The sequence below is a fragment of the Geobacillus sp. DSP4a genome, from assembly GCF_013096875.1.
Taxonomy (GTDB): domain Bacteria; phylum Bacillota; class Bacilli; order Bacillales; family Anoxybacillaceae; genus Geobacillus; species Geobacillus thermophilus.
The window spans coordinates 13194-31679 of sequence record NZ_SDLD01000038.1; the positions used below are offsets into that span (position 1 = coordinate 13194).

Annotated in this window: 19 protein-coding genes, 1 tRNA gene and 1 rRNA gene; 14 read left to right on the forward strand and 7 right to left on the reverse strand. The window is 55.5% G+C overall.

All coding sequences use genetic code 11. From position 1 onward, the window contains the following. Nucleotides 1-51: 51 nt before the first annotated feature. Nucleotides 52-1266: a MalY/PatB family protein gene (locus tag ETC02_RS12940; RefSeq protein ID WP_082825862.1), complete on the reverse strand. Its 1215-nt coding sequence runs from the start codon at nt 1264-1266 to the stop codon at nt 52-54. An 83-nt stretch (nt 1267-1349) separates the two neighbouring features. Here ETC02_RS12940 and ETC02_RS12945 point away from each other — a divergent pair, with 83 nt between their 5' ends. The 4 genes from ETC02_RS12945 to yugI all read left to right on the forward strand — a co-directional run bounded on the left by ETC02_RS12945 (nt 1350) and on the right by yugI (nt 4041). Continuing rightward, nucleotides 1350-1613 (forward strand): DUF1871 family protein, encoded by a 264-nt coding sequence (locus ETC02_RS12945; protein ID WP_033010717.1) that lies wholly within the window; start codon nt 1350-1352, stop codon nt 1611-1613. A 50-nt stretch (nt 1614-1663) separates the two neighbouring features. Next, nucleotides 1664-2164 (forward strand): Lrp/AsnC family transcriptional regulator, encoded by a 501-nt coding sequence (locus tag ETC02_RS12950; RefSeq protein WP_033010737.1) that lies wholly within the window; start codon nt 1664-1666, stop codon nt 2162-2164. Further along, on the forward strand, nt 2161-3333 hold the full coding sequence (locus ETC02_RS12955; protein ID WP_050367739.1) for an aminotransferase: 1173 nt from the start codon (nt 2161-2163) through the stop codon (nt 3331-3333). The genes ETC02_RS12950 and ETC02_RS12955 overlap by 4 nt, the downstream gene beginning before the upstream one ends. 348 nt (nt 3334-3681) lie before the next feature. Beyond that, nucleotides 3682-4041, forward strand: coding sequence for a S1 domain-containing post-transcriptional regulator GSP13 (yugI, locus tag ETC02_RS12960; protein ID WP_033010720.1), 360 nt, complete (start codon nt 3682-3684; stop codon nt 4039-4041). Between the two features lie 62 nt (nt 4042-4103). Here yugI and ETC02_RS12965 read toward each other — a convergent pair whose 3' ends face one another. Then, a complete protein-coding gene (locus tag ETC02_RS12965) occupies nt 4104-4337 on the reverse strand; it encodes a DUF378 domain-containing protein (RefSeq protein WP_033010722.1) in 234 nt (77 codons plus the stop codon). Nucleotides 4338-4492: 155 nt separating this feature from the next. Between ETC02_RS12965 and ETC02_RS12970 the strand changes: the two genes are divergently transcribed. From ETC02_RS12970 to ETC02_RS12980, 3 genes are all read left to right on the forward strand, one after another. Then, nucleotides 4493-5656 carry an iron-containing alcohol dehydrogenase gene (locus tag ETC02_RS12970; protein ID WP_050367738.1) on the forward strand — a complete coding sequence of 388 codons (1164 nt, stop codon included), beginning with the start codon at nt 4493-4495 and terminating at the stop codon, nt 5654-5656. Nucleotides 5657-6388: 732 nt separating this feature from the next. Next, nucleotides 6389-7738: a glucose-6-phosphate isomerase gene (locus ETC02_RS12975; RefSeq protein ID WP_050368717.1), complete on the forward strand. Its 1350-nt coding sequence runs from the start codon at nt 6389-6391 to the stop codon at nt 7736-7738. Between the two features lie 245 nt (nt 7739-7983). Then, nucleotides 7984-8388 (forward strand): YugN-like family protein, encoded by a 405-nt coding sequence (locus tag ETC02_RS12980; protein ID WP_033010726.1) that lies wholly within the window; start codon nt 7984-7986, stop codon nt 8386-8388. On the opposite strand, the gene ETC02_RS12985 is transcribed toward ETC02_RS12980, so the two are convergent. Further along, nucleotides 8385-9380 carry a potassium channel family protein gene (locus ETC02_RS12985; protein WP_050367737.1) on the reverse strand — a complete coding sequence of 332 codons (996 nt, stop codon included), beginning with the start codon at nt 9378-9380 and terminating at the stop codon, nt 8385-8387. The genes ETC02_RS12980 and ETC02_RS12985 overlap by 4 nt on opposite strands. A gap of 112 nt (nt 9381-9492) precedes the next feature. Between ETC02_RS12985 and ETC02_RS12990 the strand changes: the two genes are divergently transcribed. From ETC02_RS12990 to ETC02_RS13010, 5 genes are all read left to right on the forward strand, one after another. Continuing rightward, nucleotides 9493-9681, forward strand: a complete 189-nt coding sequence (locus ETC02_RS12990) for an H-type small acid-soluble spore protein (protein WP_033016280.1) — start codon at nt 9493-9495, stop codon at nt 9679-9681. A gap of 211 nt (nt 9682-9892) precedes the next feature. Continuing rightward, complete coding sequence (locus ETC02_RS12995) at nt 9893-13075, forward strand: efflux RND transporter permease subunit (protein WP_171698326.1); 3183 nt, start codon at nt 9893-9895, stop codon at nt 13073-13075. 276 nt (nt 13076-13351) lie between these two features. Continuing rightward, on the forward strand, nt 13352-13630 hold the full coding sequence (locus tag ETC02_RS13000) for a hypothetical protein (RefSeq protein WP_011888101.1): 279 nt from the start codon (nt 13352-13354) through the stop codon (nt 13628-13630). A 20-nt stretch (nt 13631-13650) separates the two neighbouring features. Next, the gene (locus ETC02_RS13005; RefSeq protein WP_082063613.1) at nt 13651-14151 is read left to right on the forward strand and encodes a GNAT family N-acetyltransferase; all 501 of its coding nucleotides are present in this window, start codon (nt 13651-13653) and stop codon (nt 14149-14151) included. Nucleotides 14152-14207: 56 nt separating this feature from the next. Continuing rightward, nucleotides 14208-14459: a hypothetical protein gene (locus ETC02_RS13010; RefSeq protein ID WP_033016279.1), complete on the forward strand. Its 252-nt coding sequence runs from the start codon at nt 14208-14210 to the stop codon at nt 14457-14459. 124 nt (nt 14460-14583) lie between these two features. On the opposite strand, the gene ETC02_RS13015 is transcribed toward ETC02_RS13010, so the two are convergent. From ETC02_RS13015 to ETC02_RS13025, 3 genes are all read right to left on the reverse strand, one after another. After that, the gene (locus ETC02_RS13015) at nt 14584-15492 is read right to left on the reverse strand and encodes a thermonuclease family protein (protein ID WP_033010732.1); all 909 of its coding nucleotides are present in this window, start codon (nt 15490-15492) and stop codon (nt 14584-14586) included. Between the two features lie 62 nt (nt 15493-15554). Beyond that, nucleotides 15555-15627, reverse strand: a tRNA-Ala gene (locus ETC02_RS13020). 69 nt (nt 15628-15696) lie between these two features. After that, nucleotides 15697-16374: an MgtC/SapB family protein gene (locus tag ETC02_RS13025; protein ID WP_063210238.1), complete on the reverse strand. Its 678-nt coding sequence runs from the start codon at nt 16372-16374 to the stop codon at nt 15697-15699. A 61-nt stretch (nt 16375-16435) separates the two neighbouring features. Here ETC02_RS13025 and ETC02_RS13030 point away from each other — a divergent pair, with 61 nt between their 5' ends. Next, the gene (locus ETC02_RS13030) at nt 16436-17344 is read left to right on the forward strand and encodes a DMT family transporter (RefSeq protein ID WP_063210239.1); all 909 of its coding nucleotides are present in this window, start codon (nt 16436-16438) and stop codon (nt 17342-17344) included. Here the strand turns inward: ETC02_RS13030 and ETC02_RS13035 are convergent. Further along, complete coding sequence (locus ETC02_RS13035) at nt 17315-17740, reverse strand: hypothetical protein (protein ID WP_171698327.1); 426 nt, start codon at nt 17738-17740, stop codon at nt 17315-17317. The two genes, ETC02_RS13030 and ETC02_RS13035, sit on opposite strands and share 30 nt — an antisense overlap. A gap of 445 nt (nt 17741-18185) precedes the next feature. Between ETC02_RS13035 and ETC02_RS13040 the strand changes: the two genes are divergently transcribed. Further along, nucleotides 18186-18486: ribosomal RNA gene (locus ETC02_RS13040) — 16S ribosomal RNA — on the forward strand; the annotation flags it as partial.

Here is an 18486-nt window from a genome sequence, read left to right on the forward strand (position 1 = left end):
TGTTTCGTTTCCGTTTCGCCATTCGCTTGGCCGCACTTCTTTGGCGCAAAGCTAGCCTAGCGCCGCCCCCAGCCGCCGCAGCCCTTCTTCGAGCGTCGGGCGTGGGCAGGCGGCGTTTAAGCGGATGAAGCCGGCGCCTTCGGGACCGAATTTGCTGCCGAATTCAACAGCCAGTTTTCCACTTTCCAACAGCCGCCGTTTCAGCTCCGCCTCGGAAAGGCCGAGGCCGCGGCAGTCGATCCAGATGAGATACGTTGCCTGCGGCCGGATGAGGTGAAGCGCCGGCAGACGGTCGGCCAAATAGGCGGCGGCCACCTCGATGTTTTCCTGCAAGTAGGCAAGCAAGGCGTCGAGCCACGGCCCGCCGCATCGGTACGCGGCCTCCGCCCCGACAACGGCGAACGCATTCAACGTAAAAAAGCCGTGACGCTGCTGGATGCGGCGGAACGCCCGGCGCCGCGAATCGTCGGGAATGACCGCTTCGGCCGCCTGCAAGCCGGCCAGGTTGAACGTTTTCGTCGGCGCGCGGAATGTGGCGCTTTGCGCCGCAAACTCGGGACGAAGTGCGGCGAACGGCACATGCTGGTGCGGCGGAAGCGTCAAATCGGCGTGAATTTCGTCCGATAAGACGAAGACGCCGTGTTTGAGGCACAGTTCCCCGAGCCGCTCGAGCTCGGCGGCCGTCCACGATTTGCCTCCGGGATTGTGCGGATGGCAAAGGATGAGCAGCTTTGCCCCGGGTAGTTTGGCTTCCAAGTCGTTCCAGTCGATGACGTAGTTCTCTTCCGCCAGCCGGAGCGGGCTGAATATGAGCGTGCGTCCGTGGCGGCGGACGAGATCAAACAGCGGCCGATAGACGGGCGAGAACACGACGACGCCATCCCCCGGCTCCGAAAACGCCTCAATGGCAGCGGCGACCGCCGGCACAACGCCAGGGGCAAACACGAGCCAAGACGGATCGATCGTCCAGTCATGACGGCGTTCAAGCCATTGGCACACCGCTTCTTTGAGTGAATCGGGAATGACGGTGTAGCCAAACACGCCGTGTTCAACCCGCCGCCGCAGCGCTTCCTGCACTTCGGGCGGCGCCGGAAAATCCATATCGGCGACCCACATCGGCCAGACGTCTTCATGCCCGAATACGCGCTTTGTATCATCCCATTTCACGGACAGCGTGCCCCGGCGGTCAATCACGCGGTCGAACAGGGACGCGGCCGTGCCTTCCCCGTTTTGGGCATGGCTTTTTCCCTCATCGGACGGAAACATTGTTGCATCTTCTCCCTTCTTTTTTTCGAATCGATGGCTTATAATTGGTTATATCATAGCAGCAAGAAAGGTGGATGGACAGCATGGACGGACAGCAGTTGAACCGGCTGCTTCTTGAGACCGTCGGCGCCTGGGACCCGTTCGGCCTCGGAAACGGCGCCTACGAGGTGGAAGCGGTCGACGTGCTTCAGGCGGTGTACGATACGGATGATCCCCGCACGCTGGCCGCCCGTATTCAGTCCATATATGAATTCGCGTTTGACAAAACGATTCCTGTCCGCGACTGTCAAAAACTCGCCCGCCGGCTTCTCAAACTGAAACACGCCGCATCTTGTTCGCTCCCGTGACGGCATCCGGCGGCCGGTTTGCGGAAATGGATGAAAGGGAGGAAGACAAAGTGAAACTGAGTGAAAAAGAACTAGAAATTGTCAAAATATTAGAAAAAGATGCGCGTACGCCGCTTGATATGTTGGCGAAAATGGTCGGCCTGCCAGTTGCGGAAACGGAGGCACTCGTCAAAAAGCTGGAAGAGGCGAAAGTGATCGTCCAATATACCGCGCTCGTCGACTGGCGGAAGGTGGACGGTCATGAAGGGGTGACGGCGATGATCGATGTGAAAGTGACCCCGAAGCGCGGCGTCGGCTTTGACGAGGTGGCGGAGCGCATTTACCGCTTTCCGGAAGTGACATCCGTCTATTTGATGTCCGGCGCCTACGACTTGTCGGTCGTCATTGAAGGGCGGTCGATGTCAGAAATTGCCCAGTTTGTATCGGAAAAGCTGTCGACGCTCGATTCTGTCATTTCAACGACGACCCATTTCATTTTGAAAAAATACAAACATGACGGCATCGTCTTTGGTCAAGGAGATCAAGATCGCCGCATCGTGGTGTCGCCATGAAGCCGCAAATGCGAAACACATACGTGTCGAAGACGGTCGCCGCCTTGAAGCCGTCCGGCATCCGCCGCTTTTTCGATCTCGCTTCCGGCATGGAGGGTGTCATTTCGCTCGGCGTCGGCGAACCGGATTTTGTCACGTCCTGGAGCGTCCGCGAAGCGAGCATTTTGTCGCTTGAGCAAGGCTATACGTCCTATACCCCAAACGCCGGGCTTTTGGAGCTCCGCCAAGAGATCGCCGCCTATTTGCGCCGCAAGTTTCACGTCGACTACCGGCCGGAGACGGAAATTTTGGTGACGGTCGGGGCGAGCCAGGCGATCGATTTGGCGCTGAGGGCGATTCTCGACCCGGGCGATGAAGTGATTGTCGTCGAGCCAAGCTTCGTGGCGTATGAGCCGCTTGTCGTGCTTGCCGGCGGGACGCCGGTGGCGGTGCAGACAACGGGCGCCGACGGGTTTCAACTCCATGTGGCGCAGCTGGAGCAGGCGCTCACCGCGCGGACGAAAGCGATCATCATTTGCTCGCCGAACAACCCGACCGGCACGGTTCTCCGTCCGGCTGAACTTGAAGCGCTCGCCCGCCTGGCGAAAGAGCACGATTTGCTTGTCATCGCCGACGAAATTTACGCCGAACTGACGTATGACGACGGCTATATGAGCATGGCCGCCGTCAGCGGCATGCGCGAGCGGACGATTTTGATTTCCGGGTTTTCGAAAGGGTTCGCGATGACCGGCTGGCGGCTCGGATTTGCTGCGGCGCCGGAAGACATTTTGCAGGCGATGTTGAAAATCCATCAGTATGCGATCATGTGCGCGCCGACGATGGCGCAATACGGGGCGCTTGAGGCGCTTCGCAGCGGGGAGCGCGATGTCGCCGAGATGCGCAGCAGCTACCGGCGGCGGCGCAATTATTTCGTGTCGTCGCTCAATGAAATCGGCTTGCCATGCCATATGCCAGGTGGCGCGTTTTACGCGTTTCCATCCATTCGGCATACCGGCATGACGTCAGAGCAGTTCGCCGAGCGGCTGCTCATCGAAGAAAAAGTGGCGGTCGTCCCCGGCAGCGTCTTTGGCCAAAGCGGGGAAGGGCATATCCGCTGTTCGTACGCGTCGTCGCTTGAACAGCTGCAGGAAGCCGTCAAACGAATAAAACGGTTTTTGGCGCGTTTGTAGCCGGCGGCCAAGGCGCCCACGCGGAAGCGGGGCGCCTTTTTCCGTTTTCGCATGCACACGCCCTCATCCATACGGAGCGGTAATGGCGGCTTGGTTCGGAACCGCTGTTTGCGCCGGCTTTTTCTTGACGCCTATACGCGCGAAAGAGCGGCAAGGACACGACCGGGGGGCGGCCGGTTTAGGAAAAAATCCATCGGGTCGGCAGTTGGCGGCGAGCCGCGCGCCACGGAGCAAGCACATTCGTGCAAGAAAAACAATCGCTTGGGCCTATCCCCTCATTTTTGGGTTTTGCCTTCCCCTTATGTTATAATACAGAAACGATGAAATTCACCAATAGGAGTGTTTTGCTTGCCAACGATCAAACGAGGAGCCATTGTGAAAGGGAAGGTGACAGGTATTCAGCCGTACGGCGCGTTCGTCCAGCTTGAGGGCGGCATGCAGGGGCTCATCCATATTTCCGAGATTTCGCACCGATTTGTCAAAGATGTGCGCGATTATGTCAATGTCGGCGATGACGTGACCGTCAAAGTGCTTGATGTCGACTGGAAGATGAAGCGGGCGAGCTTGTCCTTGAAGGCGCTTGAACCAGGCGCGGAGAAGCGCCAGGCGCGCATCAAAATGCCGCTTGAGCCGGGATTCCGCCCGCTAAAAGAAAAGCTGCGTGAATGGATCGAGCAGTCGAAGAAGGAAGATTTGCCAAAACAATAAAACACTCACCGCCAAGCGGTGAGTGTCCGGTTTCGCCCGCAAACTGCGGTGTCCCGCCCCGTTCAGGTGCGGGTCGGTTTCGGTTCAGTGCGCTCGAGCTCTTCGGCCGGTTTGAACAACAACGCCAGGTTGATCAAGCCGGCGATGCCGACAAGGCTGTAAATGATGCGCGACCAAACGGCGTCCTGGCCGCCGAAAATGGCGGCAACCAAATCAAATTGAAAAAACCCGATTAGTCCCCAGTTTATCGCGCCAATGATCGTCAATAACAAGGCGATCCGCTGCCACGCTCCCATCGTGTCCACCTCCTTTGGGCAAGATCTTTCATTCACTTATAGAATGAATCATAGCGGTTGAAAATATGCACGGCTGCTTTGGAAAGCAATCGGCTTTACAACGATGGCCGCGGCCGCCATAATAGAAGCCATAGAAGCCAAAGGAGGGAAACGAGATGAAATCGTTTACATTCCGCAACCCGACGAAACTCATTTTCGGGAAGGGGCAAATTGAACAGCTGAGGCAGGAAGTGCCGCGCTACGGCAAAAAGGTGCTGCTTGTCTACGGCGGCGGCAGCATCAAACGAAACGGATTGTATGATGAAGTGATGGCCATCTTGGCCGGCATTGGCGCCGACGTTGTTGAGCTGCCGGGCGTCGAACCGAATCCCCGCGTCTCGACCGTCCGGAAAGGGGTTGATCTTTGCCGGAAGGAAGGGGTTGAGTTTTTGCTCGCTGTCGGCGGCGGCAGCGTGATTGACTGCACGAAGGCGATCGCGGCCGGGGTGAAATTTGACGGCGATCCGTGGGAATTCATCACAAAAAAAGCGGTCGTCACCGACGCGTTGCCGTTTGGCGTGATTTTGACGCTGGCAGCGACAGGGTCGGAGATGAATGCTGGTTCGGTCATTACGAACTGGGAGACGAAAGAAAAATACGGCTGGGGCAGCCCGGTGACGTTTCCGCAGTTTTCGATTTTGGACCCGACCTATACGATAACGGTCCCGAAAGAACATACGGTGTACGGGATCGTCGATATGATGTCGCACGTGTTTGAGCAATATTTCCACCACACGCCGAACACGCCGCTTCAGGACCGGATGTGCGAAGCGGTGCTCAACACGGTCATTGAGGCGGCGCCGAAGCTGGTCAATGACCTGGAAAACTACGAGCTGCGCGAAACGATCATGTACTCGGGCACGATCGCCTTAAACGGATTCCTGCAAATGGGCGTGCGCGGCGACTGGGCGACGCACAACATTGAGCACGCCGTTTCCGCGGTGTATGACATTCCGCACGGCGGGGGATTGGCGATTTTGTTTCCGAACTGGATGAAGCATGTTTTGGATGAAAACGTCAGCCGCTTCGCCCAGCTTGCGGTGCACGTCTTCGGAGTTGATCCGGCCGGAAAAGCGGAGCGCGATGTGGCGCTTGAAGGCATCGAGCGGCTGCGGGCGTTTTGGTCAAGCCTCGGGGCGCCGTCGCGGCTTGCGGACTATGGCATCGGCGAGGAAAACTTGGAGCTGATGGCCGATAAAGCGATGGCGTTTGGCGAGTTCGGCCGTTTCAAAACATTGAACCGCGATGATGTGCTCGCCATTTTGCGCGCGTCGCTTTAACATCTTTCTCACTTCGAAACGAAGTGAAAGTAGGAGATGAATGTCGGTTGGCGTTAGCCAACGAATAGGATAAAATATGGTTCGAACCGACACCTTCGGAACGAAGGGAAGCGTAAAGGGTTCTTGTGTGTGGCTTGCTGTTCGGTGGACACGCACAAGTCGCTTGAAGCCCCCACCTCTAAGCGAAGCGTAGGTGGTGGGTCGTTTACTGGAAAAGCGGGGGCTCTCCAAGATGAAGCGGTTTTGCAACAGCCAGCCGGCGGCTTTAGGCCAAAGCTGGCTGTTTGCTGTCCGTCCCCGGCAAGGCTGGCGATGGAAGAGAAAAGCTGCCGCCATGACGCTGTTCAAATCGGGAAATGCTGCTGTTCCCGCCACTAAAGCGCCGTCGGTTTGCGGGCATGGCTGTGCTGCCTCGTCCTCCCAGGGGGTTGGAAAAGGCAGCCCAAACGCCCTTTTCGCAAGTGAAACGTGTGTCGCGTGAAGGCCGCTTGGCCGGTTCTCCTCGCCAAAACGCCCTTTCCGCACGTGGAATCCCCTTTGCCATTGCCTCTTCGTTTGTGGCAGAATTCTCAATTGGGCGAAACCGCCGTTGTTCGTCGGCTTTCGCCCGAAAACACGCAGCGAAAATTGTCGGAATTGAATCCGTTTGCAAACGCGGACCGCGGCTTGATTTCCCCCGTCCATTCCGCTAAAGTGAAAGAAGGCAATGAACATGAAAGGGAGGCGGAATGGATGACCCATATTCGGTTCGATTATTCGAAAGCGCTCACCTTTTTTGGCGAACATGAGCTTACATACTTGCGCGATGCGGTGAAAGTCGCGCATCATTCTCTTCACGAAAAAACCGGAACCGGGAACGACTTTTTAGGCTGGCTTGACTGGCCGGTCGACTATGACAAAGACGAATTCGCCCGCATCAAGGAGGCGGCGAAAAAGATTCAATCAGACTCCGATGTCCTTCTTGTGATCGGCATCGGCGGCTCGTATCTTGGCGCGCGCGCGGCGATTGAGATGCTGCATCATTCGTTTTACAACGCCTTGCCGAAAGAGAAGCGGAAAACGCCGCAAATCATTTTTGTCGGCAACAACATCAGCTCGACGTACATGAAAGACGTCATCGATTTCTTGGAAGGAAAAGACTTCTCGATCAACGTCATTTCCAAATCGGGGACGACGACCGAGCCGGCGATCGCGTTCCGTATTTTCCGCAAACTGCTCGAGGATAAATACGGCAAAGAGGAAGCGCGCCGCCGCATTTATGCGACGACGGACAGCAAGCGCGGCGCGTTAAGAACGCTCGCCAACGAGGAAGGGTATGAAACGTTTGTCATTCCGGATGACATTGGCGGCCGCTATTCGGTGTTGACCGCGGTCGGGCTATTGCCGATTGCTGCCAGCGGCGCGGACATCGACGCGATGATGGAAGGCGCGGCGAAAGCGCGCAGCGATTTCAGTTCCTCGGAGCTTGAGGACAACGCCGCCTACCAATACGCCGCCATCCGCAACATTTTGTACAACAAAGGGAAAACGATCGAACTGCTTGTGAACTACGAACCGGCGCTGCACTACTTCGCCGAATGGTGGAAGCAATTGTTTGGCGAAAGCGAAGGGAAAGACCAAAAAGGGATTTACCCGGCGTCGGCCGACTTTTCGACCGACTTGCATTCGCTCGGCCAATACATTCAAGAAGGGCGCCGCGATTTGTTTGAAACGGTGCTGAAGCTAGAAGAACCGCGCCATGAATTGGTCATCGAAGCGGAAGACAACGACCTTGACGGACTCAACTATTTGGCGGGAAAAACGGTCGATTTCGTCAACACGAAGGCGTTCGAAGGGACGCTGCTCGCCCATACGGACGGCGGCGTGCCGAACTTGGTCATCACCTTGCCGAAACTGGATGAGTACACGTTTGGCTATCTCGTCTACTTCTTTGAGAAAGCGTGCGCTATGAGCGGCTACTTGCTCGGGGTGAATCCATTTGACCAACCGGGAGTGGAAGCATACAAAAAGAACATGTTCGCCCTCTTGGGCAAGCCGGGGTATGAGCAGCTGAAAGAAGAGCTGGAAAAACGGCTGAAATGACAACGCGGTTCACCGCTGTCCGCCATGCTGCGACGCGTCCCAAACGGCGGAAAAAACGCCTCTTCCCTTTTGCGAGGGAAGAGGCGTTTTTTTGGCCTGACCCCGTTGTGAACCAGCCGTTTGGCTGCTTAGCGCCCGGGCGCGGCTATATCGCCCCCTGCCGTTTTTCACCAGGCGTCTGAAGTCGCCGCGGGCAAATAATCCCCGTCAAACGGGAAACGATAAAAAAGAAGGAGGGGTTGTCTATGATTGAACTTCCGTCGCGTTTGGAAGGGAAGCAATTTCAGCTGTACCATTTGGAAGAGCAATTAAAACCACTCGGTTATGTGATCGGCGGCGGCTGGGATTACGATCACGGGTATTTTGACTACAAAATCGCCGACGACTTAGGTTACCAGTTTTTGCGCGTGCCGTTTCGGGCAGTCGACGGGCAGCTTGATTCGCATGGCACGACGGTGGAGCTTGGGCGGCCGTTTTTGCTTGCGCATAAATATCAACAAGGAATTGATGATTTCGCCGATGTGGGCAATGTGGGGGCGGCGTTCAACCAGTTTGCCGAACCGCAAGACCCGGATGCGACCGTTCCCGAGCGGTATATTTCCGTCGGTAAAGCGCTCGTTCAAGAGTTGGAGCGCCGCCTGCTCGATTAAGGAACGATCGCGAACAGGCGGTCTCCTTCTTCAATGAGGCGCTGCGGCGAAACGGAAACGGTCCGGTTGTCGGCGCAGACGACGGCAAGCGCGGTGATGTGGCGCCCAAGCAGCCGTTGCTGCACGTCATGAAACGTCTGTCCGATGCATTCGGCATCCGGCTCAAGCAAGGAGAGCGTCTGCGTGCCCGAGCGGCTGAGCATCGCCGTAAGCGCGCCGGCGACGCCCGGGGAGCGGAGGCTGGCGGCCATGGCGAAACTCGCCAGCAAGTTCGTCTCAATCACCTCGTCGGCGCCGGCGCGGAAGGCGTTTGCGACGTTGCGCGCCGTTAAGATTTCGACGATGGCGTACACCGACGGGTTGAGGCTTTTGGCTGCCAGCAGCGTCACGATCGCGTCTTTGTCCGCTTCTGCCTCGGCTTTGTGCGGATTCGCAGTAATGAGCAAAAACCGCGCTTTTTGAATGTTCGCCTTCTCCAACACCGCATCATCGCCGGCCGACCCTTTAATGAAATGAACGGGAACATCAGGGAGCGGGTGGGACGGCACGGTTGCGTCGATCAGCACAAAACGGAGCGACGGCTCGTGCCGGGCGAGGCGAAGCAGCACTTCTCGCGCCCGTTCGTTCCAGCCGACCACGATGGCGTGATCCTGGTCCCGATACTCAAAGCGCCCGCTTGTGCGCGCCGTTGCTTGGGTGGCGGCCGCCGCGGAGACGGAAGCGAAATAGGCGGTGAGAATGCCGGTGCCCAGTGCGATGAGCACGATGGCCGCTATCTTTCCAGCGACTGTTTTGGGCACGATGTCGCCGTAGCCGATCGTGGCCGCGGTCACAATCGCCCACCAAATGCCGTCAAACACGGTGCGGAACGTCTCCGGTTCAATGAGGCGCATGAGCGCGCCAAACAGCACAATCGTGGCGCTCGCAGCGGCGAACAAACGGATGATGGCCGGCCAGCGCCAGTATGCGAACAACACATCCCTCGTTTTCATCGCATTCCCTCTCTCGGATTTTTCTCCCTTTAGTGTGGACCATTTTTGCATAATCATTCCTATTCCCTCGCATACTAGGAAACGGAGCACGACGGAAAGGGGGAAAGCGGCGATGGAGATGAACCGCGTCAAACAAATCGTTTCGTCGCCCGCTGATATTCCGGTCTATTACAACGGGGTATCGGTCTGGATCGACGCGTATGACGAAGAACGGCAAATGGCGACCGTCCATTTGCGCGACGGCCGGCTCAATGAGCGCCTGGATGTGCCGGTCGCCGAGCTGACTGAGGAGCGCGAATGACCCGCAGGACGGGCGCGAAACCGCTGACGAACCAATTCGCTGGCAACGGCAAGGTTACGGACGAAATGTCTGTAACCTTATTTTATTGGCCACGCTGTTCGGCGGTTGCCCCGGTGTTTTTTTAATTTCTTGACATATGACTGTCCGGTCGGTAACATATAGTCATGACTAATGGGTCAACAGCTGGAAATATCGAAAGGAGAGAGAACGGGTGGGGAACGTCATTCGATTTTCATTAAACAATAAGCTGGCCGTTTGGATTTTGACGGCCATTGTCGCGGCTGCCGGGCTATATGCCGGGATGAACATGAAGCTTGAAACGATCCCGAACATTAACGTCCCGTTCATCTCCGTCTCGACGGTCTACCCGGGGGCGACCCCAGAAGAAGTAGCCAAAAAGGTGACGGAGCCGATTGAACAGCGGGTGGAACATTTGGACGGCGTTACGGTTGTCCGCTCCTCTTCGTTTCAGCATGCGTCGTTTGTGCAAATTGAATATGAGTTCGGCAAAGACATGGAAAAAGCGCAAAATGAAGTGAAAGAGGCGCTCAGTCATTTGAAGCTGCCTGATGGGGCGCAGGAGCCGGACGTTTCCCGGATTAGCTTTTCCGCTTTTCCGGTCATCTCATTAAGCGTGACCAATCCGGACGAATCGTTAGCTGAGCTGACAGAAACGGTTGAGCGTCATGTCGTCCCGGAATTGGAGGGCATCGACGGCGTTGATTCGGTTGAAGTCGCTGGCCAGCAAATGCAAGAAGTGAACATTCGATTCGATGAACAGAAGTTGAAGCAGTATGGGCTGACTGAACAATCGGTCATCAACGTCATTCAAGCTTCCGCTGTTTCACTTCCGCTCGGTCTGTACACGTTTGGAGATACGGAAAAATCGGTCGTCATCGACGGACGCATCGTCACGGTCGATGACTTAAAAGCGCTCCGCATTCCGATCGCCCCTGCTAATGGAGCAGCGCAGTCACCGATGGCAGGCGGCGAAGGAATGGGAGCGGCCGGTCAGATGCAAGGAATGGCGACAGGTCAAGGAGCAGCGGCCCAAACGCAAGGCGCCGCTTCTGGCCAAGCAGGTACATCTCCTTCGATTCCTTCTGTTTCGTTGAGCGATCTGGCTGAAGTGGAAGTCGTCGCTAAAGCAGAATCGATTTCGCGGACGAACGGTGAACCGTCAATCGGCGTGCAAATCGTGAAAGCGCAAGACGCTAATACGGTCACTGTCGTCAACGCCGTCAAGGAAAAAATCAAAGATCTCGAGAAGCGCTATGACGGGTTGCGCATTATCACTGTGTTTGACCAAGGGCAGCCGATTGAAGATTCGGTGAACACGATGGTGGACAAAGCAGTGTTTGGCGCACTGTTTGCGGTCATTGTCATTTTCCTGTTTTTGCGCAACATCCGCACGACGTTGATTTCCGTCGTGTCGATTCCGCTGTCGCTGTTGATTGCGATTTTGCTGCTGTATGAGATGGATATTACGCTCAATCTCATGACGCTTGGCGCCATGACGGTGGCGATCGGCCGCGTCATTGACGATTCGATCGTTGTTGTGGAAAACATTTACCGGCGCATGACATTGCCGGATGAACCGCTCACTGGAAAAGAACTGATCGTCTCGGCAACGAAAGAAATGTTTATCCCGATCGCGTCGTCGACGATTGTAACGGTGGCCGTCTTTTTGCCGCTCGGATTGGTCAAAGGGATGGTTGGCGAGCTGTTTTTGCCGTTTGCGCTAACGATTGTGTTTGCGTTACTCGCCTCGCTAATTGTTGCGGTTACCGTTGTTCCGGCGTTGGCTCACTGGCTGTTCCGCAATGGCGTGGCAGCGAAACGCGTCCGGGCAAAGGAAAGAAAAAGCCTCTTGGCGTCTTGGTATAAAACGGTGCTCCGTTGGTCGTTGGATCATAAACTCATCGTGAGCGGCGCAGCCGTGTTGCTGCTTGTTGCAAGTTTGTTCCTCGTCCCGTATGTTGGGGTCAGCTTCTTGCCATCTGATGAGCAAAAAATGATTGTTGCTACGTACAGTCCTGCTCCGGGGCAAACGGTGGATCAAGTGGAACGCATTGCTAAAGAAGTGGAGGCGTTTTTCGAGAAGCGCGACGGAGTAAAGAACATTCAACTGTCTGTCGGCGGGGGCAACCCGATGAACCCGGGTCAGGACAATGCAGCGCTGTTTTATGTCGAGTATGACCCCGATGTGAAAAACTTTGCCGAAGAGAAGGAAAAAGTGATGAAGGCGCTTGATGAGCGCGGAGACAAAGGGGAATGGCAAAGCCAGGACGTTTCGGGCGCCGGGACATCCAATGTGATTGAGCTTAACGTGTACGGGGATCAAATGGAAGAAATCGAGCCGATTGTTGAGAAAGTAGCGGACATTTTGCGCGATCATGATGAGTTGACCAATGTGAAAACAAGCATGTCCGCCCGGTTTGAAGAATATACGCTTGTCGCCGACCAGAAAAAATTAAGTGAATTCGGGCTGACTGTTGCACAAATCGCCGCAGCGTTGTCCGAGAATGGCGAGCGCCAAGCGATTGCGACGGTTAAGCAAGATGGTGAAGATCTCAACGTCTACATTGCAACGGAAAAAGAGCAATACGACGATATTCGTGATTTGATGAAGAAAACGATCGTGTCGCCGATCGGTATTCAAGTGCTGATTGAAGATGTGGCCGAGTTGAAAAAAGGACATACGTACAGTGAGGTTCAGCGCTATGACGGCCGGGTATACGCGAGCGTGTCGGCGGAAGTGAAAACGAAAGACGTCGCCGCTGTGTCGGCAGACGTGCAAAAGGCCATCGACAAGCTGCGCGTTCCGTCCAATGTCGATGTCCACATGGGAGGAGTCACCGAAGATATCGAAGAGGCGTTCACCCAGCTCGGATTGGCGATGCTCGCTGCCGTAGCGATCGTATATTTTGTGCTTGTCGTCACGTTTGGTGGCGGGCTGGCGCCGTTTACGATTTTGTTCTCGCTGCCGTTTACCGTCATTGGTGCGCTGCTGGCTCTGTTTATTGCTGACGAAACCATCAGCATATCGGCGCTGATCGGCATGTTGATGTTGATTGGGATTGTGGTGACGAATGCGATCGTCTTAATCGACCGCGTCATTCATAAAGAACGCGACGGATTGTCGACGCGCGAGGCGCTTTTGGAAGCGGCCGGAACGCGCTTGCGCCCGATTTTAATGACGGCCATTGCGACCGTCGGCGCGTTGCTTCCGCTTGCGTTTGGAATGGAAGGCGGGGCGTTGATTTCGAAAGGACTCGGTGTGACCGTCATCGGTGGATTGACGAGCTCTACACTTTTGACCCTGATCATTGTCCCGATCGTTTATGAGACCTTGATGAAGTGGAAGAAAAAAGGCGCTTCCGCAAGCGAGTGACGAGTGCTCGCGTCTTGACTTCGATAGGCGGGGATGCTCGCCGATCGTTGGACGCCGCTTTGTCGCTGCGTTAGAGGAAGAAATGTTCATGCCTTCGTCATTCGACGTTGTCGCTTCATTGGGGTGACGTAAGAGAAGACGGTTGTGTTGTTTTGCAGATGGGCGTTGCCGTTTTGGTAAACACAAAACGGCGTGAGTCTGGGATGACCGAACTCACGCCGTTTTTTTGCCTTTGTCGGAGGAAGGCGGGGCCTTCGTGGGAGAGCGGGCTGCGTCTTGGAGAAAGAAACGGCCAGCCGTCCTAAATGGGGGACACGGGTGATTGGGCGGGGGACAGTCGCTTTGCGGTGCGGGCGCGCCGTCAATAACAAGCGAGGCACAGGTGAACATATGAAGAAGGCGCGAACATCCCCCATTTCTGATAAAATAGGAGTGCGCGTCATTTGGGAACACGGGCTGAGAAACGCCGCAAGCGACATGATACAAAACGAGCTGGCGTTTCGTGTTCTTTCGCTGTACATAGTGATGTTTCTGATTTTTGAAATGAAAGGCTGATGGAAAAAGGGGGATGCCAAATGGAGCGATGGTTGATTCGTGATGCAACGGCGGCCGATTTGCCGCACATCGTCCGCATTTACAACGAAACGATCCCAAGCCGAATGGTGACAGCGGATTTGGAACCGGTGTCGGTGGAAAGCCGAAAGGCGTGGTTTGAAGCGCATGATCCTCACCATCGGCCGCTTTGGGTGGTGGAAGATGGCGGCGATATTTGCGCCTGGCTCAGTTTCCAATCGTTTTACGGCCGCCCGGCGTACCGCCATACGGCGGAGGTGAGCATTTATATTGCCGAATCGCACCGCGGTCAAGGATTGGGGACGAAGTTGCTGAAGCAAGCGGTCGACAAGGCGCCAGCGCTTGAAATAAAGACGCTGCTCGGCTTTATTTTTGCGCATAATGAACCAAGTTTGCGGCTTTTCTCCCGCTTCGGATTTGAACGGTGGGGATATTTTCCGCGCGTGGCGGAACTGGATGGGGTGGAACGCGATTTGGTCATCGTCGGCAAACGGCTTGTATAGAATGGCGTCCGATGGGGCACGGATAATCATGACAATGCCAAGAAAGAGGGAATGACATGAACGTTATGCCGATTCGGCTGTTTACGATTCAAGACGGCGAAGGATTTGTCGCCGACGCCTTTCAATGCCCGGTGACCGGCAATTTGATTTATAAATCGTCCGGCACGCCGTCTGTCATCGCGTACACCGATCTCACAGACTGGCAAATTGCGCGCTTGGAGGAATACGGATTCCGCCGGCTCGAGGCGGCGTCCGGGCGAACGGCCGCCCACGAAGGCGGCATTGAAGAACTGCTCCCGAAACAATAGCAGCGGGTTTGTCCTGCAGCCCGCACCAAAACAGCCTGTCCGCACCGGACAGGCTGTTTCATTGGCAGGGCGTCAAGATGCGGGCAGCCGGGCGTTTCGAGCTGCCATCGTCCGCCCGCACCGGTCATGTCCCCCGACGGACGAACCAATAGAGCGCGGCCGCCGCCAGCAAACCAAGCAACGCATAAACAACGGGATGACCCGCGCGGTCTTTCGGCGCCGCCTCTTGATCGGAAGCAGACGGTTGATCGGCGGCCGGGCTGCCAGCGGGCTTCTCGTTTGCCGGCGTGTTGCCATCAGGCGGCTGGTCCGCCCCGTTTGGCGTTGGCTTTTCATCCGCCGCTCCCCTTCCGTACATGCCCGCCCCCGTCCGTTTCGCCTCGTTCAACGCGGCGCGGACACGGTCTTCGTATTTGTAATCGCCATAGTCATAAAAGTCTTCCACCAATCCCGCTTTGGCAATCTCCTCTTGCAGCAGGCGACCGTCCACCCACACCCAGGCGAGCAGCCGCTGGTATTTGTCGAACAACGTATTCCCGTCTGTTTCAAGCACAATGTCCCCTTTTTGCAGGCGGGAGCACGTGAACTGGCTCGCTTCTTTTCCATATGGCTCGACTTCGATCGTGCTTTCCGGGGTGTCAATGAACAAAAAGCGGGTTGTATACACATGGCCGTTCACACGGAATTTGGCCGTGTCACCGTCCACGCACCCTACCAATGCCGCTTTGTATGTCCGGCCCAGCCGCAGCGAAGCATCGCCCTCTTTTCCCCCGAGCGCATGGCCGTCGAGGTCAATGCGGTCAGGAGTGAGGTTTCGCTTGCATCGTTCATTGCCGTTGTATTTCTGAATAAGTTGGACAAGCTCTTCTTTCGTTTTCGCCTGTTTCGCGAGCGCAGTCGGTTCATGCAGCAAGTACGTGCAGTCGCTGTTGCGAAAATGTCCGCCCAATTCATCTAGTTCGCCACGATGGGCGGCTGCATATATCGGGGCCATCATCACCAAACAAACGATCATGATCATCATTCGCTTCATCGTGATCCCCTCCCCGCGAAATCAGAAAACAAAAAACCCTTGCCACGCAAGGGTTTGACGGATGGAGCATACCGGGCTCGAACCGGTGACCTTCGCGCTGCCAGCACGACGCTCTCCCAACTGAGCTAATGCCCCAAACGATATGGATCATCTGTCCATGTTCCATTATATATAGTTTGTCGGCTGTTTGCAATCCTTTTTTCATCAGCCGCTTTCAATATCGACATGGACGACGGCGTCGATGGAGCGAATGACGTAGTAAAGCTCGGCGGTCGAGCGCTTTTGGTCAATGACGGCTCTTAGTTTCAGCAAATGCTCATGTTCCTCAACGTCTTTAATGCGGATCGTTTTAATATTGATGCGCTGCTGTTTTAAATGGTCAATCACTTTGGTGATGTTTTTCGCCTCATCGACCGTAATTTGCAGCATCACCTCTTTTTCGCGCAGCTGCTTCGGCCCGAAAAAGTTGATTAAAAATGGAATGAGTTCGACGCTGACAATGAGCAGCGCCACACCGAACGCCGATTCCCAATAAAAGCCCGCGCCAACCGCCACGCCAATCCCTGCCGCCCCCCAAATGATCGCGGCGGTCGTCAGCCCGGTAATGCTGTCGTTGCCGCGGCGCAAAATGACGCCCGCTCCCAGGAACCCAACCCCGGATACGATTTGCGCGGCAAGGCGGAGCGGGTCCATTGTGATATGGTCTTTAAGAGGAAAGACGTACGCCGATTCGACCGAAACGATCGTAAGCAGGCAACTGGAAATGGAAATGACAAGGCACGTTTTCAAGCCGACCGGTTTTCGCTTCAATTCCCGTTCCAACCCGATAATCAGCCCGAGGATGGCGGAAATCCCTAATTTGAGGAACGGATCAAACATCATTTTTTCTCACCTCGTTTATGGTATAATGAATGTAAAAAAATGTTAGTGAGGAGATGGAAACATGAAGCCGCCAAGCATGGCGAAATCGTATGCTGCGTTATTGATCGGCGCGCTTGCTGTGTCGACATCGGCCATTTTCGTCAAATGGTCGGAGGCGCCGTCGGCCGTTATCGCGTTTTACCGGCTTTTTTTCGCGGTCGTCATCATGACGCCGTTTTTTCTTCGCCATATCCGCGAACTGAAGCGTATTTCCCGACGCGACTGGTGGTTTTCGATTTGTTCCGGCGTGCTGCTTGCGTTTCATTTTATTCTTTGGTTTGAATCGCTCGACTATACTTCCGTCGCCAGCTCGGTCGTGCTTGTGACGCTGCAGCCGCTGTTCGCCTTTGCGGGCGGGGCGCTCTTTTTCCGTGAGCGGCTGACGGCGGGCGCGCTCGCAAGCGCTGTTTTGGCGATTGCGGGAAGCGTCTTGATCAGCTGGGGCGATTTTCGCGTCAGCGGCGAAGCGCTCTATGGGGACATGTTGGCGTTGGTGGCGTGCGCGATGGTGACGGCGTACTGGCTGTTCGGCCAAGAAGTGCGCCAACGGTTGTCGCTCATGACGTATACATATATCGTCTATGGCATCAGTGCGGCGGTGTTGTGGCTGTACGCGATGCTGTTTCGCCTTTCGCTGGCGGCGTATCAGCTGACGGATTGGCTTTGTTTTCTCGCCCTTGCCGTCATTCCAACGCTGCTCGGCCACTCGGTGATGAACTGGGCCGTCAAATGGGTGAGCGCCTCGACGGTGTCGATGGCGATTTTGTTTGAACCGGTCGGCGCTTCGGCGTTGGCGTACTGGCTGCTCGATGAACCGATCCGCCTGTTTCAATGGATCGGCGGCATTTTTATTTTAACAGGAATCGGGCTGTATTTGTGGGAGAAAAACGAAAAAGGCCCGCTAACGATACAAGAAAGCAGCGGACCCTAACGTCCCGGCGATCCATGGCAGACGGCCGAGCGGCAGGCGGAGTTCGTCGAAGCGGCGGGCGAATTGGGATAAATAAGCGAAGTTCATTGATGGCGTCCGATGGAAGAACGTCTGGCCGAAGCTGAAACCCCCCCCGCGCTCATCCCGCAGCCAGAACTGGCTGTTGCAGCGCGAAAAACGGAAAATGGCAAACTGCGCCCGGCTTTTCGCCAAGTCCACCGAGGCTTGAACGATCTGGCTGCGAAGCTTGATTTCAAACAGCAGTTGCTGTTCGTTCGGATACGTATATAGTTCAGGGGAAGACACAAGGGCGTGCAAAATGCGCTGTTCATTCGGCGGAAGCGAGGACGAGCCGGAAACGTGAAAACCGGACGGAGATGACAAGATGCGAATCAACGCCAAGATGCCTCCTTCAAGAAAGTAAAAATCAAGTAAGTGATGATATATTATTGAAATGTATGCGCCCGCCGCTCCGCATATTCGTCTGTCTTAGGCGGACAAGTTGCCAAGGCAGCGGGCGCCGTATTCCAACATGATATAAAGGAAGAAGGGGGCAGCAGCGTCGCAAAAAAAAATAAAAAAGGTATTGCATTTTTATTTTTGAGGTGATATATTAAATAGCGTCGCTGCTAGAACGAACAGTTCGGACGCGACGGACAAGAAAAACAGTTGACAACGAAAAGATGTTATGTTAATATAAAGAAGCTGCTTGCGAGAGACAAGCTGATGAGAAAATGAAATTCCTTGCATCCAAGCAGCGCGATCGTTCCTTGAAAACTGAACGAAACGAAGCGCGTGCGCCATGACCATTGGTTTTGGCGCTGAACAAGCCAATCAACTTTCTTTGGAGAGTTTGATCCTGGCTCAGGACGAACGCTGGCGGCGTGCCTAATACATGCAAGTCGAGCGGACCGAACGAGGGCTTGCTCTTGTTTGGTCAGCGGCGGACGGGTGAGTAACACGTGGGCAACCTGCCCGCAAGACCGGGATAACTCCGGGAAACCGGAGCTAATACCGGATAACACCGAAGACCGCATGGTCTTCGGTTGAAAGGCGGCCTTTGGGCTGTCACTTGCGGATGGGCCCGCGGCGCATTAGCTAGTTGGTGAGGTAACGGCTCACCAAGGCGACGATGCGTAGCC

Excerpts from the sequence above, each read along its gene's own strand:
- ETC02_RS12940 (WP_082825862.1), bottom strand. The coding sequence starts at position 1,266 with ATGTTTCCGTCCGATGAGGGAAAAAGCCATGCCCAAAACGGGGAAGGC.
- ETC02_RS12945 (WP_033010717.1), top strand. The coding sequence starts at position 1,350 with ATGGACGGACAGCAGTTGAACCGGCTGCTTCTTGAGACCGTCGGCGCC.
- ETC02_RS12955 (WP_050367739.1), top strand. The coding sequence starts at position 2,161 with ATGAAGCCGCAAATGCGAAACACATACGTGTCGAAGACGGTCGCCGCC.
- ETC02_RS12965 (WP_033010722.1), bottom strand. The coding sequence starts at position 4,337 with ATGGGAGCGTGGCAGCGGATCGCCTTGTTATTGACGATCATTGGCGCG.
- ETC02_RS12970 (WP_050367738.1), top strand. The coding sequence starts at position 4,493 with ATGAAATCGTTTACATTCCGCAACCCGACGAAACTCATTTTCGGGAAG.
- ETC02_RS12975 (WP_050368717.1), top strand. The coding sequence starts at position 6,389 with ATGACCCATATTCGGTTCGATTATTCGAAAGCGCTCACCTTTTTTGGC.
- ETC02_RS12980 (WP_033010726.1), top strand. The coding sequence starts at position 7,984 with ATGATTGAACTTCCGTCGCGTTTGGAAGGGAAGCAATTTCAGCTGTAC.
- ETC02_RS12985 (WP_050367737.1), bottom strand. The coding sequence starts at position 9,380 with ATGAAAACGAGGGATGTGTTGTTCGCATACTGGCGCTGGCCGGCCATC.
- ETC02_RS12990 (WP_033016280.1), top strand. The coding sequence starts at position 9,493 with ATGGAGATGAACCGCGTCAAACAAATCGTTTCGTCGCCCGCTGATATT.
- ETC02_RS13005 (WP_082063613.1), top strand. The coding sequence starts at position 13,651 with ATGGAGCGATGGTTGATTCGTGATGCAACGGCGGCCGATTTGCCGCAC.
- ETC02_RS13010 (WP_033016279.1), top strand. The coding sequence starts at position 14,208 with ATGAACGTTATGCCGATTCGGCTGTTTACGATTCAAGACGGCGAAGGA.
- ETC02_RS13015 (WP_033010732.1), bottom strand. The coding sequence starts at position 15,492 with ATGAAGCGAATGATGATCATGATCGTTTGTTTGGTGATGATGGCCCCG.
- ETC02_RS13025 (WP_063210238.1), bottom strand. The coding sequence starts at position 16,374 with ATGATGTTTGATCCGTTCCTCAAATTAGGGATTTCCGCCATCCTCGGG.
- ETC02_RS13030 (WP_063210239.1), top strand. The coding sequence starts at position 16,436 with ATGAAGCCGCCAAGCATGGCGAAATCGTATGCTGCGTTATTGATCGGC.